Here is a 13,041-nt window from a genome sequence, read left to right on the forward strand (position 1 = left end):
CCCAACCGGCAAACAGACCAAGGCCGGACGAGCAGCAGCGCCACCCCGCGCGACCGCGCGACCGACACCCATCACGCCGCGAGCGGGCGACAGCAAGCCGCGGAGCAACCGCGGCGGGGCGGCAGGTGGGCCGCACCGGTCGGGGCGGGGGCTCCCCCCACGGGTCCGCCGGTCGGCGGAGGGGCGCCCGGCCCCCGGTGTCGCGTCGCACTCCTAGCCGCCCGGTAATCGCATCGCGGGCGACGCCTCGTGTTCACCGTCGGGACATCCCCGCCCCCCGTAATGACGGAGTTGTATGGACAACAGTTGTCCATACAGCTTTGGCCCCGCCTCGCATTCCCTCCTGGAGTACGCGTGACCAGCCCTGCCCGCGCCGCCGCTATCGTCGGCGCTCTCGGTATCACTCTGACGCTCACCGCCTGTGGCGCCGCACCCACCAAGGCATCGACCACCGCCGACGGAAAGAACATCGCGACCGCGGCGTCCGCAGCCGACGCGGGCGGGATGGACGCACTGGTCGCCGCCGCGAAGAAGGAGGGCACGCTCAACGCGATCGCCATCCCGCGCGACTGGGCGAACTACGGCGCGATCATCGACGGCTTCACCGCCAAGTACGGCATCAAGGTGAACGTCGAGAACCCCGACGGTTCCAGCCAGGACGAGATCAACGCAGTGAAGTCCCGCAAGGGCCAGGACCGCGCCCCCGACGTGCTCGACCTCGGCGCCTCCTTCGCACAGGCCGCCGCCGCGCAGGTGCTGACCGCCCCGTACAAGGTCACCGCCTTCGACAAGATCCCCGAGACCCAGCGTGACGCGCAGGGCCGCTGGTTCAACGACTACGGCGGCTACGTCTCCATCGGCTGCGACGCCGGGCGCGTCAAGACCTGCCCGAAGACCTTCGCCGACCTGCTCAAGCCCGAGTACAAGGGCAAGGTCGCCCTCAACGGCAACCCCACCAAGTCCGGTTCCGCGTTCGGCGGTGTCTACGCGGCGGCCCTCGCCAACGGCGGCTCGTTCGACGACATCCAGCCCGGCATCGACTTCTTCGGCAAGCTGAAGAAGAACGGCAACTACAACCCCGTCGAGTCCACCCCGGCCACGGTCGAGAAGGGCGAGACCCCGATCAGCATCGACTGGGACTACCTCAACTCCGGCTACGCCGAGCAGTTCAAGGCCAAGGGCATCGACTGGAGGACCGTCGTCCCGTCCGACGGCGTCTACGCCCAGTACTACTCGCAGGCGATCAACAAGGACGCCCCGCACCCCGCCGCCGCGCGTCTGTGGCAGGAGTACCTGTACAGCGCCGAGGGCCAGAACCTCTGGCTCAAGGGCCACGCCCGGCCGGTGCTGATGCCGGCGATGACCGCTGACGGCACCGTCGACAAGGCGGCCGCGGCCGCACTCCCGGTCGTCGAGGGCACCCCGAAGTTCCCGACCGAGCAGCAGACCGCCAAGGCCAAGGAGACCCTCTCGCAGGGCTGGGCCGCGGCCGTCTCCGGGTGATCCGCCGATGACCTTGCTCGACTCCCCCGCCCGCGCCTCGTCCGGTCACGCACCGGCCGACGGCGCGGGCGCGGGCCCCCGCCGGGGGCCCCGTCGGCGGTCCCTGGCCTGGCTGTCCGCCGTACCGCTGCTCCTCGTCGTCGCCGTCGCCTTCGGGCTGCCCGCCCTGGCCATGGCCGACGGCGCCTTCACCGTCACCGACCCCGCCACCGGCGCGGCCGACGGCTACGGCCTCGGCAATGTGACCCGCTCGGTCGACGGCGCCTACCGCACCGCCCTCATCGGCAGCGTGAAGCTCTCCGCGCTGACCGCCGCCGCGGGCACGCTCTTCGGGCTGCTGCTCGCCCAGGCCGTCGTCACCTCCCGCGGCCGGGCGCTGCGCGAGGCCGTGCTCACCGCCTCCGGAGTGCTGGCCAACTTCGGTGGCGTACCGCTCGCCTTCGCCTTCGTCGCCACACTCGGCAACGCGGGCGTCCTCACCACGGGGCTCGGCCTCGACCGGCACGGCTGGTCGCTCTACGGCTTCTGGGGACTGGCCCTGACGTATCTGTACTTCCTCGTCCCGCTGATGGTGCTGACCGTGGCACCCGCGCTCGACGGGCTGCGCGTCCAGTGGCGCGAGGCGGCCCGCGACTGCGGTGCCTCCACCTGGCAGTACTGGCGCCATGTCGGCCTGCCCGTACTGCTGCCGACGCTGCTCGGCGGGTTCGTTCTGCTCTTCGGCAGCGCCTTCGCGGCGTACGCCACCGCCGCGGCGATGGTCGGCAGTTCGGTGCCACTCGTCACCCTTCAGATAGCCGACGCGCTCTCCGGCAACGTCCTCGTCGGTCAGGAGAACGTGGCGCTCGCGCTCAGCCTCGACATGGTGCTGGTCGCCGCCCTGGTGATGGCCGTTCATCTGCCGCTTCAGCGAAGGAGCACCCGATGGCTCGGATAGGTGTTGTCCGGCCGGGGCGCGCCGCCGTCCTGCTCGTGGCCGCGCTGTACTTCCTGGTGCCGCTGCTGGCGTCCGCCGTGTTCACCCTGGACGTCCCCGGCCAGGGGCTGACCCTGTCCTCGTACACGAGGATCGTCGTCGCGCCCGGCTTCACCGGCAGCCTGCTGCTGTCGCTGGGGCTCGCCGTGGCCACCGTCGTCCTCGTCCTGCTGATCACCGTCCCGGCGGCGGTCGCCGCCCGGCTCGCGGCCCCGCGACTGCGGCCGGTGCTCGAAGTGGTGTGCACGCTGCCGCTGGTGGTGCCGCCCGTGGCGCTGACCGCCGGGCTCCAGACGGTGCTGCGCTGGGGGCCGGAGAAACTGTCCACGACGCCGCTGTACCAGACGTTCGTGGCCGTGCAGAATCCCGGCTTCCCGTTCGTACTCGTCCTCGCGTACGCGGTGATGGCCCTGCCCTTCGTGTACCGGGCACTGGACGCGGGGCTGCGCTCGATCGACGTACGCACGCTGGTGGAGGCCGCGCGTGACTGCGGCGCGTCCTGGCCGCGGGCCCTCCTCTCGGCCGTGTTGCCCAATCTGCGGGCCGCGCTGCTGAACGCCTCGTTCCTCACCCTCGCCCTGGTGCTCGGCGAGTTCACCGTCGCCTCGCTGCTCGGGTTCCAGCCGTTCGCGGTCTGGATCGTGCAGGCGTCCGGCTCCGACGCGCGGCTCTCGGTGGCCGTGTCGCTGCTCAGTCTGCTGCTCACCTGGGTGCTGCTGCTGGCCCTGACCACGCTGGGCGGAGGCCGGCGTACGCCTCGTGCCTCCCGCAGGCCCCGTACCTCCCGTACCCCCGAAGGAAAGACCTCCTGATGACCTCGCCCGACGCACCGGTACGCACCGGCGCGGCCCTGCAACTGCGCGGACTGCGCCGCACGTTCGGTGCCACCGTCGCGCTCGACGGCCTCGACCTGGATGTCGCTCCCGGCGAACTCCTCGCCCTGCTCGGCCCCTCCGGCTGCGGCAAGACCACCGCGCTGCGGGTGCTGGCCGGCTTCGAGCAGCCGGACGAAGGACAGGTGCTGCTGGACGGCGACGACATCGTGCCGGTGCCCGCCAACCGCCGTGACACGGCGATGGTGTTCCAGTCGTACAGCCTCTTCCCGCACCTCACGGCCGCCGACAACGTGGCCTTCGGACTGCGGATGCGCAAGGTTTCCGGTGCCGAACGGCGGGCCCGTGCCACCGAGTTGCTGGAGCTCGTCGGGCTTCCCGGCCACGGCGACCGCTTCCCGCACCAGATGTCCGGCGGCCAGCAGCAGCGTGTCGCGCTGGCCCGCGCGCTGGCGCTGCGCCCCCGGCTGCTGCTGCTCGACGAGCCGCTGTCGGCGCTGGACGCACAGGTGCGCGTGACCCTGCGGGAGGAGATCCGCCGGCTCCAGCTGGAACTGGGCATCACCACCGTGTTCGTCACGCACGACCAGGAGGAAGCCCTGTCGATGGCCGACCGGGTCGCGGTGATGAACCAGGGACGGCTGGAACAGTGCGCCGCTCCAACGGAGTTGTACGCCCGTCCCGCGACGGATTTCGTCGCCGAGTTCATCGGCACGATGAACCGGATACCGGCGCTGGCCGTGGACGGCGGCGTGGTGGAGGTGCTCGGCGCCCGGCTGCCGGTGGAGGGCTCGGCGCCCGCGCCGGGTGACGTCCACGCGCTGATCCGGCCGGAGGCGCTCGATGTGACGGCGGACGAGGGCGGTACGGCCCGGGTGACGGGTGGCGCCTTCCACGGTCCCACCACCCGGGTGCGCGTCGTCCTCGCCGACGGCACGTCCGTGAAGGCGGATGTGCCCACGCACACGGCTGCCGCGCTGACGCCGGGCACCGCCGTCTCCGTACGCCCGCAGGAGCGCCCCGTGCTCGTCGCGGCGCGGGGCGGGGCGGAGTGACCGGCTTGCGCGCGGTGCTGTTCGACATGGACGGAACGCTCGTCGACACCGAGGGTGTCTGGCTCGATGTCGTCGAGTCGGCGGCGGTGCGGCGTGGACGCGCCCTGGACGCCGAGCGGCGCAAGGCCGTGACCGGCCGCTCGGTCGAGGACACCGCGGCGATGCTGCACACCTACCTGGGGGCGGCGGAGGGGGAGCTCGCCGCGGAGCTGGGCGCGGACTTCGCCGCCCGGCTCGCGGCGGCCGCCGTGCCCCGCCCCGGCGCGCTGCGGCTGCTCGCCGCGCTGCGCGCCCGTCGGGTGCCGACGGCGCTGGTGTCGGCGTCGCCGCGGGCGGTCGTCGAGCAGGTGGCCGGGACGCTGGACGGGCACCGCTTCGACGCGCTGTTCGGGGCCGAGGACACCGTAAGGACGAAGCCGGAGCCCGATCCGTATCTGGCCGCCGCCGCGGCGCTCGGCGCCGATCCGCGGCAGTGCGTCGCCGTGGAGGACAGCCCTGCCGGGGTGGCGTCCGCGGTCGCCGCGGGCTGCCGGGTGCTGGCCGTACCGTCGACCGAACCCCTCGCCGAGGCCGACGGGGTGACGGTGGCGGGGTCGTTGACCGAGGTGGACCCTGAGCTGCTGAGCTCGCTGGTCCGATGGCATGGCGACACGACGACATGACAGGGTGTGCGCGTGAGTGAAGGACGGCAGAGGACGCCGCTGTATCTGAAGGTCGCCGCCGATCTGCGTACCGCCATCACGGCGGGCGAGTACGGCTCCGGGGCGAAGCTGCCCGCGGAGGACGAACTGGCCCGCCGTTACGGCGTGTCCAGAGGTACGGTCCGTCAGGCGCTCGCCTCGTTGCGCGCCGACGGGCTGATCACCTCACGGCGCGGGACGCGCCGGGTGGTGCTGGGCGGCCCGCGGCTGCACAGCTTCGGTGAACTGAGATCGTTCACCCGCTGGGCGAGGTCACTGGGCGAGGAGCCGGGTGGCCGCGTCGTGGCGCTCGACCGGGTCACGGCGAGCGAGGAGGAGGCGGAGAAGCTGCGCCTCCCGGAAGGCGCGTTCGTGTACCGGGTGCGGCGGCTGCGTACGCTCTCGGGTTCGCCGGTGATGGTGGAGCGGACGACGTACCCGGAACGGATCGGGGAGCTGGTGGCGGGGATGCCGCTGGACACGGTTTCGTACTCGGAGCAACTGGAGCTGCACGGCGTGCTGTTCGCGGATGCCCGGCACACGATCGACCTGGTGCCGGCGGACGAGGACGACGCCGAGCTGCTCGGTTGCCGGGCGGGTCAGTCGCTGCTGCGGGAACGCCGGCACTCCACCGACCCCACGGGGGCGCCGGTCGAGTGGTCGCAGGACCGCTATCTGCCGGGCACGGTGGCGTTCACGATGCAGAGTTCGACGGCGACGAGTGCGCTGGGGCGGCGGCTCAACCCCTGAGCGCACGCCGCGCCCCACCCGCAGCGCAACACCCGCCGCGCACCTCACACCTGACACCTCACACCGTGACGACGGCCGAGGCCGGGACCCCTCGGGGGTCCCGGCCTCGGCCGTCGTCACGGCGTCGCGGGTGATGTGAGGCTCAGCCGGTGCCCACCTGCGGCCGCAGGAGCCGCTCCAGCAGCGACCGGAAGTGGGCGAAGCCTGGCGTCGCCATCTCCGGGTCCTTCGCCTGCTCGTCCCAGCGGCGTACGGCGACGGCGTCACGCGCCCCCGGGTGCGCCTCGAACTCCCGTACCTGCTCATCCGTCATCGGGCCCCCCTGGACCCGGAGGGTGTGCACGGACGCCTCGGAGAGCAGTGCGAAGTAGCCCGGCTCGACGGCGCACAGATAGCGTTTGGCGGCGACGTGCAGCCGTACGGGCTCGGTGACTTCGGGGCCGAACCACCGGTCGAGCCAGTCGGCCCCGGTGTGGCTGTGCCGGTTGTCGGTGCCGTTCTCCATCAGGTCACGGCCCGTGACGGCGCCCTGGAAGTGGCCGACGTCGTGCAGCAGCGCGGCGGCGATCAGGTGCGGCGGAGCCCCTGCCGCCTCGGCCAGCGCGCCGGCCTGGAGCATGTGCTCGGCCTGGGTGACGGCCTCACCGAAGTACTCCGCGCTGCCTTCTCCTTCGAAGAGCTCGGCGAGGGTGTCGAGAGGATTCGCGTGGCCGGTCATACGGCACCTTCCTGAAGGTCGCGGCGGAGTACGGCCAGTGTGGAGGCGAGGCCGTCGATGTCGGCGTAGGCGCCCTGGAGGTGGCGGTCACCGGACTCGGCGAAGGCCGTACGGGCGTGCAGCAGCCGGGTGTTGTCGAAGATCAGACAGTCGCCGGGGGTGAGCCGGAAGTCGAGCTGCAGCTCGGGGCGGAGCAGCAGCTCGCCGAAGCGGCGGTAGGCGGCGTAGAACGCGTCCAGGATTGCGGCGGGCCGGCGAAGGGTGCCGATGGAACGGTTGTTGAAGCGGATCTCCCGGATCCGGCCGGCCGGGTCGGTGCCTATCAGCGGCCGGTGGGCGCGCAGGTCGGTGTGTGCGTCGGCGAAGGCGAACGGTACGGGGACGCGGGTGAGGACGTCGTACGCCTCGGGGTCCTCGGCCCGCAGCAGGGCGGCGGCGTGGAAGCCGTCGACGAGGCCGGAGTCGCCGCCGCGGGCCGCGTTGGTGAGGCAGTGCAGCAGCTGGAGGGTGGGCACCGGGTCCCGGTACGGGTTGTCGGTGTGCGGGGTGATGCGGGCACCGGTGAAGGCGAGGTTGTTGGGGTCCGCCTCTACGCGGACCTCGAAGAGCTCGCCGTAGTTCGTCTCGCGCACGAACCCGAAGGTCCGTGCCACGTCGAGGACCTGGCGGTCGCGGACGGGGACGCCGCGCAGAAGGACGAAGCCGAGGCGCATCACGCCCTCGAGTGCGTCGGCCCTGGCTGCGGGGTCGGCGCTGTACGCGGCCCAGTCGGCCTCGGGGATCCGGTCCGCGAGGCCGGCCGCGTCCCACAGGTGTTTGTCGTCCTCGGTACGGCCGTCGCCGGGGGCCGCGGGCGCGCCGGGGAGATGGGCGCCGAGCCAGGTCTCGGGATAGACGGAACGGTGTCCGTCGGGGGTCCAGACGACTTCGCGGGCGGGGGCGCCGTCCTCTGTCGTCGCGTCCTGGACGGTGCCGACGGCGAGACCGGCGGGCAGTTCGGTGATCTGGAACAGCTTCTGGCCGTTGCGGGGGTCCCGGCAGTCCGGGCACGGGCAGTTGTCGCGCAGCCAGAGCGGCGGGGCGGACGCGAGGGAGGGCATCAGCGGAACTCCAAGTTGTACAGACAACTTCTTCACTGCCGGGAGCCTCGCAGCCGGGAATGACGCCGGGGTTACGGCGAGATGGACGGCGCGAAGGCGCGCCGGTGCCCGAGAGGTGACGCGTGGACTCCTGGAGGCCGGTGCCGTCCCGCGCCCCGCGAAGCCGGGAGGCCGGGGGCGCCGTCCGAGGTCAGGGACGCTGCGAGCGCCGTCCGAGGGGGAGGCCGGGGGCGCCGTCCGAGGTCAGGGACGCTGCGGGCGCCGCCTGAGGTCAGGGACACTCAGACCCCGCGCGCTCAGCCGAGGGTCCGCCCGAGGGCAGGACGCTCGGACCCCACGAGCTCCGGCCGCGTCCGAGGTCACGGATGCTCGGTGCGCGCCCGGTCCACCCGCCACTGATGCGGGGCGCGACGGGCTCCGGGGCCCCCTCCGCGCGTCGCCCGCGCCGCGCGGCGTCATGCGCGCCAGGCGGACGAGGTACATGGCCGTGCCGCCGGCCAGGAAGCGGGAAGGGCCGGCGGCACGGGGTGGGGTGGTGGCTGTGCGGCGGTCAGCAGTCGTAGTCGACCAGGTCGAACGTGCTGTAGTGATCGGCGGTGTAGTAGTCCTCCTGCGCCGACTCGCCGGTGACGATCCGACGGGCGCCGCGTGTGGAGGAGCCGGGCGTCTTGACGGTGTACTCGTGGTAGTAGCCGCTCGACCGGTCCGGCAGGACTCGCTCCCGGTTCCCGAAGACCGTTCCGTCCTGCGAGTACGGGAACGGGCCCCCGTACGCGATGAGCTGGAGCGTGTCATGGGCCTGGGAGGGCAGGTCGGAGTAGCAGATGTCACCGACCGCGGTGGGGGCTGCGGTCGCGGTGGCCGTCACGGGGCCGCCGACGAGCAGCGCCGAGACGAGGGCGGCAGCGCCGCCGAGCAATGTGATCCGTGGGGGGATTCGCATGGGCTCATGATGACGCGCGTAGACATTGACGTGTCAATGTCAATCCTGGGGAGTTCTCGTGCAGTTCACCTCCATCACCCGGCCATCACCGACCCGACGCGCGAACGCCCTTGCGCGGTGGCCGGATCGGTGATGTGCCCGCGCCTTCCGTGCCGGGCCGGCGTCCGCCGTCCGCGCAGGGAGCCGGGCTTCCCGCCCGGCCCGGAAGGCCGACGGGAAGCCCGGCTCGCGGCGACCGCGCCGCTACTGGACGGTGATGACGGTGTGCATGCCCCGGGCGGCCAGCTTGCCGCCGTCGACAGCGCTTCCGACCCAGGTGACCAGCGCCCACCGGCCCGGCGTGAGCGTCATCGCGAGCACGGTGGAGCGGCCGGGCGAGAGCGGCGGGCTGCCGACGTTCGCCGACGGATCGAAGGGCAGGTCGTTCCAGTCAGGGCCGGTGAAGAACTTCTGGACGTCCGCGTCCGTCTTGCCCGGGAACAGCTTGTAGAAGACGGCTTCGTTGACCTGTTCGCCCATGAAGTTGACGAAGCGGACGCGCTCCCCCGCCCGGAGTCGGCCCGGCGCCCGGAAGCGGGGCCCCTCTCCGGGAACGGTCTCCGAGACGACCGTCGCGTCGGCCGAAGGCAGCCGGCCGTGCGGGGTCCCGGAGACCGTGAGCGCACGGATGCGCTCCCGCCCCGCCGGCACGGTGCCGTCCTGGAAGTCCCGGTACTCGAGCAGGTGGTACGTACCGGGCCGCAGCACCAGGCTGAACGACCCGGGACTTCCGGGCAAGGTCAGCGCACCGCCTACCAGTTCGGCCTGAGCAGTCACCTCCCTGTTGCCCTCGACGACGACGGCCGGATCGTCGGAGAAGGCCTTGCGCAGACCGGTGCGGAACGCGTCGAGCGTGGCGCCCTCGCGCAGCCGGACGAGCCCCACATGACCCGACCTCAGGTCCGTCGCAGTCACCCGGAACGTGGCGGGGCCGGGGCGCGCGGTGTCCGGCGCGGCCAGGTCGCCGCCACCCGCCGTGACGTCGAGCGCCGGCCTGGCGCCCTGCTCGACGGGTGTCCGGGCCCCGTGCCCGGGTGCGGCGTTCACCGCCGGCGCGGCGAGGCCGGTGGCCATCAGCGTGGCCACGACGAGCACGGCGGTACGCAGCTTCTTCGCGTTCATGAAAAGCCTCCTTGGACGGGGGTACGACTGACAACCGGGGTGGAACCAGGGCGGTATCCGCCCGTCGAGCCGCTGCTCGACGTCGAACTAGTCGTGCTGCGCTGCCGCGGTGCGCGGCAGGGCCGGACAGAGTGCGGCGCAGAGCTCGAACGCCCCGACCACCCAGGGCATCGCCGTCGACAGCGCGTCCGTCAGGCCGCCGCGATGCCGAAACCCGCGGTGCCGCAGAGGAAGAGCGCCTTTCGCCCGTACCGGTCGACCAGGTGCCCGGAGACGATGAGCGTGGCGGCGAAGCCGAGCAGATAGGCGGAGACCGTCCACTGCAGGGCGCTCTCGGATGCGCCCAGGTCGCGGCCGATGGACGGGATCGCCACATTGACGATCGTCACGTCCAGAAGGTCCATCAGCGCGGCGACCATCATGACGGCGGCTGCGGCCCAGCGGCGCGGGTGGAGTGCCGCGGGGGGTGCGGCGGCGGTGCCGGTCGTTGTCGCGGTCATCCTGACTCCCCGAGTCCTCGGCAATTTATTTCGTTCGGACTAACGAAAGGCTGGCACGGAGCCGGGCGGGTCCGCAAGCACTTCGTTCGCCCGAACGAAATAATTTGCTAGGCTGCCGTCATGACCAGGGACGACAGCTCACGACGGGCCGAGGTGATCGCGGCTCTGACCGCCGCGGGGCGGGACTCCAGCGCGGCGGCCGTCGCCTTCCACACGGCGGTCGCGGCGAAGCAGGGACTCGGCCCCACGGAGACGAAGTCCCTCGACCTCCTCCAGCGCCACGGCCCCCTGACCGCCAAGGACCTCGCGGAACGCTCGGGCCTGGCCCCGGCCTCGGTGACCGGCCTGGTCGACCGCCTGGAGGCCAAGGGCTACGTCCGCCGCGTGAAGCACCCCACGGACAAACGCCGGGTGCTCGTCGAGTCCCGCCCGGAGAAGCTCGCGGAGCTCGCCCCGCTCTTCGACGACTGGGCGCGTGAAGTCGCCGAGCTCTACGAGGAGTTCACCACCGACGAGCTGGCGGTGGTGGCCCGCTTCCTCGAGGGGTCGAACGAGCGTCAGCGGGCTGCGACGCAGCGGCTGCACACATGACGGAGCTGCGGCGGCCGGAGGGACCGTGGTGGGACCGGGACATCGTCGCGTGCGAGTCGTCCACGCTGCGGCTCGCCGCAGGCACGACTCACCTACGCCCACCATCTGGAAGTCGTCTTCACCGGCACGTCGTTGGTGAGGTGCCCGACAACGTTCCAGGACCCGGTGTTCCGGCCGCCGACGCCCGTCGAGGCGGCGACGGCCGCGGCCTGCCTGGGCGAGCCGCCCCGTGCCCTTGTCGCGTTCGACGCCGACGTGGGCGGCACCTGCCCGGCGGCCTGCCTGATCGCCGCGGACCATGTCCGCGTCGAGCGGGTCACGGTCTACCGCTACTGGCGCACCGGCCTCGCCCCCGGCGAACGCCTCGCCCCTTGGGTGCGCGCCCTGGCCCTGACACGCCGGGGCCGCGCCCGGGACCGTGTGCGACGAGCCCGCCCCGGCCGTGCCCGCGCGCGACACCAACGCGGACCGGGCCAGGACCTCCGCACCGGCTACCGCGCCCCGTACACCCCCTGAGGCCGCTCCGCGGACTCCAGCAGCTTCAGGGCCGCGTCGCCCGCCTCCGCAGGGGTCCAGCGGGCGCCCTTGTCCGCCGTGGGGCCCGGGCGCCAGCCCTCCATGACGGTGATGCGGCCCGCCTCGGCCTCGAAGACGCGGCCGGTCACGCCGGCCGACGCCGCGGAGCCGAGCCAGACGACCAGTGGCGAGACGTTCCCGGGGGCCATCGCGTCGAAGGCGCCGGACCCCGGCGGCGCCGCCATCGTGTCGGCGAAGGTCTGCTCGGTCATACGGGTACGCGCCGCCGGCGCGATCGCGTTGACCTGGACGCCGTAGCGGGACATCTCCGCCGCCGCGACCAGGGTCAGGCCGACGATGCCCGCCTTCGCCGCGCTGTAGTTGCCCTGGCCGACCGAGCCCAGCAGGCCCGCGCCGCTGGATGTGTTGACGACCCTGGCCGCCACCTCACGGCCCGCCTTCGACTCGGCGCGCCAGTGTGCCGCCGCGTGCTTCAACGGCAGGAAGTGGCCCTTCAGATGGACCCGCATCACCGCGTCCCAGTCGTCCTCGTCCAGGTTGACCAGCATCCGGTCACGGAGGAAGCCCGCGTTGTTGACCAGGGTGTCGAGCCGGCCGAAGGATCCGAGCGCGACCGCCACCAGCGACTGCGCGCCCTCCGCGGTGGCGATGTCGCCGCCGTGCGCAACGGCCTCGCCCCCGCGCGCCCGGATCTCCTCGACGACGCGCCCCGCGGGCGTACCCGAAGCACCGGACCCGTCGAGGCCGACGCCCAGGTCGTTCACCACGACGCGCGCCCCCTCCGCCGCGAAGGCGAGCGCATGCGCCCGCCCGAGCCCCCTGCCCGCGCCCGTCACGACCACCACCCGGCCCGCGCAGATCCCGGAAGTCGGCTCAGCGGCCATCTCGGCTCTCCTTGTTGACAGTTGTGGCATCCAGGAACGCGGGACGCTCCCCGCCTCCGTGCACGAGCAGCGACGCCCCGCTCACATACCCGGCCCGCCCGGACGCGAGAAACACGGCCGCGTCGCCGATCTCGTCCGGCTCTGCCAGCCGGCCGAGCGGCACCGTGCGGCCGACCGCCGCGACGCCCGCCTCGTCGCCGTAGTGCAGAGAGGACAGCTCCGTACGGACCATGCCGAGCACCAGCGTGTTCACCCGGACCTCCGGCGCCCACTCCACCGCCATCGACCGCGCGAGGTTCTCCAGACCCGCTTTCGCGGCCCCGTACGCCGCGGTCCCGGGGGAGGGCCGGGTCGCGCTCACGCTGCCGATCATCACGACGGAGCCCCGTGCCGCGCGCAGATGTTCGTACGCCGCCAGCGACGTGGTCATCGGCACCAGCAGATTCAGCTCCACCACCCGGGCGTGCCTCTGCGCCTCCGCCTCATCGAGCAGCCGGTAGGGCGTTCCGCCGGCGTTGTTGACCAGGGTGTCGAGCCTCCCGTGGCGCCGTACGACCCCGGCGAAGAGAGCGTCCACGGCGCCGGTGTCCCGCAGGTCGGCGGGCACGAAGTGCGCGGCCCGCCCCGCCACTTCGACCGGTGCGTCGGGCGGTCTGCGGGCGCAGACGACGACTTCCGCCCCGGCGGCGAGGAACGCCCGTGCGATCCCCGCGCCGACGCCCCGCGTGCCGCCGGTGACGACGGTGACCCTCCCGTCCAGCTCCATGGGCTGCTACCTTCCTCACCGAGCAACACCTAACAAACGTTTGG

15 protein-coding genes are annotated in these 13,041 nt (G+C 72.7%); 8 read left to right on the forward strand and 7 right to left on the reverse strand.

Annotated elements, in window-relative coordinates:
• Positions 1–282: 282 nt before the first annotated feature.
• From ACFU5O_RS26440 to ACFU5O_RS26465, 6 genes are read left to right on the forward strand one after another with little or no spacing between them, the layout of a single operon-like run.
• A complete protein-coding gene (locus ACFU5O_RS26440) occupies positions 283–1,503 on the forward strand; it encodes an ABC transporter substrate-binding protein (protein ID WP_384244356.1) in 1,221 nt (406 codons plus the stop codon).
• A gap of 7 nt (positions 1,504–1,510) precedes the next feature.
• Positions 1,511–2,440: an ABC transporter permease gene (locus ACFU5O_RS26445; RefSeq protein WP_384244357.1), complete on the forward strand. Its 930-nt coding sequence runs from the start codon at positions 1,511–1,513 to the stop codon at positions 2,438–2,440.
• On the forward strand, positions 2,428–3,291 hold the full coding sequence (locus tag ACFU5O_RS26450) for an ABC transporter permease (protein ID WP_384244358.1): 864 nt from the start codon (positions 2,428–2,430) through the stop codon (positions 3,289–3,291). The genes ACFU5O_RS26445 and ACFU5O_RS26450 overlap by 13 nt, the downstream gene beginning before the upstream one ends.
• The gene (locus ACFU5O_RS26455) at positions 3,291–4,367 is read left to right on the forward strand and encodes an ABC transporter ATP-binding protein (protein ID WP_384244359.1); all 1,077 of its coding nucleotides are present in this window, start codon (positions 3,291–3,293) and stop codon (positions 4,365–4,367) included. The genes ACFU5O_RS26450 and ACFU5O_RS26455 overlap by 1 nt, the downstream gene beginning before the upstream one ends.
• A 14-nt stretch (positions 4,368–4,381) precedes the next feature.
• The gene (locus ACFU5O_RS26460) at positions 4,382–5,029 is read left to right on the forward strand and encodes an HAD family hydrolase (protein ID WP_384244467.1); all 648 of its coding nucleotides are present in this window, start codon (positions 4,382–4,384) and stop codon (positions 5,027–5,029) included.
• Positions 5,030–5,041: 12 nt separating this feature from the next.
• Positions 5,042–5,797, forward strand: a complete 756-nt coding sequence (locus tag ACFU5O_RS26465) for a GntR family transcriptional regulator (protein ID WP_384244361.1) — start codon at positions 5,042–5,044, stop codon at positions 5,795–5,797.
• A gap of 142 nt (positions 5,798–5,939) precedes the next feature.
• Here ACFU5O_RS26465 and ACFU5O_RS26470 read toward each other — a convergent pair whose 3' ends face one another.
• From ACFU5O_RS26470 to ACFU5O_RS26490, 5 genes are all read right to left on the reverse strand, one after another.
• Entirely contained in the window at positions 5,940–6,515 is a 576-nt protein-coding gene (locus ACFU5O_RS26470) for a phosphonate degradation HD-domain oxygenase (RefSeq protein ID WP_384244362.1), read from the reverse strand.
• Positions 6,512–7,615, reverse strand: coding sequence for a TauD/TfdA family dioxygenase (locus ACFU5O_RS26475; protein WP_384244363.1), 1,104 nt, complete (start codon positions 7,613–7,615; stop codon positions 6,512–6,514). The genes ACFU5O_RS26470 and ACFU5O_RS26475 overlap by 4 nt, the downstream gene beginning before the upstream one ends.
• 550 nt (positions 7,616–8,165) lie before the next feature.
• The gene (locus ACFU5O_RS26480) at positions 8,166–8,558 is read right to left on the reverse strand and encodes a ribonuclease domain-containing protein (protein ID WP_384244365.1); all 393 of its coding nucleotides are present in this window, start codon (positions 8,556–8,558) and stop codon (positions 8,166–8,168) included.
• Positions 8,559–8,801: 243 nt separating this feature from the next.
• The gene (locus tag ACFU5O_RS26485; RefSeq protein WP_384244366.1) at positions 8,802–9,719 is read right to left on the reverse strand and encodes a hypothetical protein; all 918 of its coding nucleotides are present in this window, start codon (positions 9,717–9,719) and stop codon (positions 8,802–8,804) included.
• A 191-nt stretch (positions 9,720–9,910) separates the two neighbouring features.
• Entirely contained in the window at positions 9,911–10,219 is a 309-nt protein-coding gene (locus ACFU5O_RS26490) for an MFS transporter (RefSeq protein WP_384244367.1), read from the reverse strand.
• Between the two features lie 120 nt (positions 10,220–10,339).
• On the opposite strand from ACFU5O_RS26490, the gene ACFU5O_RS26495 reads away from it, so the two are divergent.
• The gene (locus tag ACFU5O_RS26495) at positions 10,340–10,810 is read left to right on the forward strand and encodes a MarR family winged helix-turn-helix transcriptional regulator (protein WP_384244368.1); all 471 of its coding nucleotides are present in this window, start codon (positions 10,340–10,342) and stop codon (positions 10,808–10,810) included.
• Positions 10,811–10,975: 165 nt separating this feature from the next.
• Positions 10,976–11,326: a hypothetical protein gene (locus tag ACFU5O_RS26500; protein WP_384244370.1), complete on the forward strand. Its 351-nt coding sequence runs from the start codon at positions 10,976–10,978 to the stop codon at positions 11,324–11,326.
• On the opposite strand, the gene ACFU5O_RS26505 is transcribed toward ACFU5O_RS26500, so the two are convergent.
• Both ACFU5O_RS26505 and ACFU5O_RS26510 read right to left on the reverse strand, forming a co-directional pair.
• A complete protein-coding gene (locus ACFU5O_RS26505; protein WP_384244371.1) occupies positions 11,302–12,231 on the reverse strand; it encodes an SDR family oxidoreductase in 930 nt (309 codons plus the stop codon). The genes ACFU5O_RS26500 and ACFU5O_RS26505 overlap by 25 nt on opposite strands.
• Positions 12,221–12,997, reverse strand: a complete 777-nt coding sequence (locus ACFU5O_RS26510; protein ID WP_384244372.1) for an SDR family oxidoreductase — start codon at positions 12,995–12,997, stop codon at positions 12,221–12,223. The genes ACFU5O_RS26505 and ACFU5O_RS26510 overlap by 11 nt, the downstream gene beginning before the upstream one ends.
• Positions 12,998–13,041: the final 44 nt, after the last annotated feature.

The sequence above is a fragment of the Streptomyces sp. NPDC057445 genome, assembly GCF_042802855.1.
Taxonomy (GTDB): Bacteria; Actinomycetota; Actinomycetes; order Streptomycetales; family Streptomycetaceae; genus Streptomyces.

Excerpts from the sequence above, each read along its gene's own strand:
- ACFU5O_RS26485 (WP_384244366.1), bottom strand. The coding sequence starts at position 9,719 with ATGAACGCGAAGAAGCTGCGTACCGCCGTGCTCGTCGTGGCCACGCTG.
- ACFU5O_RS26475 (WP_384244363.1), bottom strand. The coding sequence starts at position 7,615 with ATGCCCTCCCTCGCGTCCGCCCCGCCGCTCTGGCTGCGCGACAACTGC.
- ACFU5O_RS26440 (WP_384244356.1), top strand. The coding sequence starts at position 283 with ATGACGGAGTTGTATGGACAACAGTTGTCCATACAGCTTTGGCCCCGC.
- ACFU5O_RS26510 (WP_384244372.1), bottom strand. The coding sequence starts at position 12,997 with ATGGAGCTGGACGGGAGGGTCACCGTCGTCACCGGCGGCACGCGGGGC.
- ACFU5O_RS26505 (WP_384244371.1), bottom strand. The coding sequence starts at position 12,231 with ATGGCCGCTGAGCCGACTTCCGGGATCTGCGCGGGCCGGGTGGTGGTC.
- ACFU5O_RS26450 (WP_384244358.1), top strand. The coding sequence starts at position 2,428 with ATGGCTCGGATAGGTGTTGTCCGGCCGGGGCGCGCCGCCGTCCTGCTC.
- ACFU5O_RS26480 (WP_384244365.1), bottom strand. The coding sequence starts at position 8,558 with ATGCGAATCCCCCCACGGATCACATTGCTCGGCGGCGCTGCCGCCCTC.
- ACFU5O_RS26455 (WP_384244359.1), top strand. The coding sequence starts at position 3,291 with ATGACCTCGCCCGACGCACCGGTACGCACCGGCGCGGCCCTGCAACTG.
- ACFU5O_RS26495 (WP_384244368.1), top strand. The coding sequence starts at position 10,340 with ATGACCAGGGACGACAGCTCACGACGGGCCGAGGTGATCGCGGCTCTG.
- ACFU5O_RS26490 (WP_384244367.1), bottom strand. The coding sequence starts at position 10,219 with ATGACCGCGACAACGACCGGCACCGCCGCCGCACCCCCCGCGGCACTC.
- ACFU5O_RS26445 (WP_384244357.1), top strand. The coding sequence starts at position 1,511 with ATGACCTTGCTCGACTCCCCCGCCCGCGCCTCGTCCGGTCACGCACCG.
- ACFU5O_RS26470 (WP_384244362.1), bottom strand. The coding sequence starts at position 6,515 with ATGACCGGCCACGCGAATCCTCTCGACACCCTCGCCGAGCTCTTCGAA.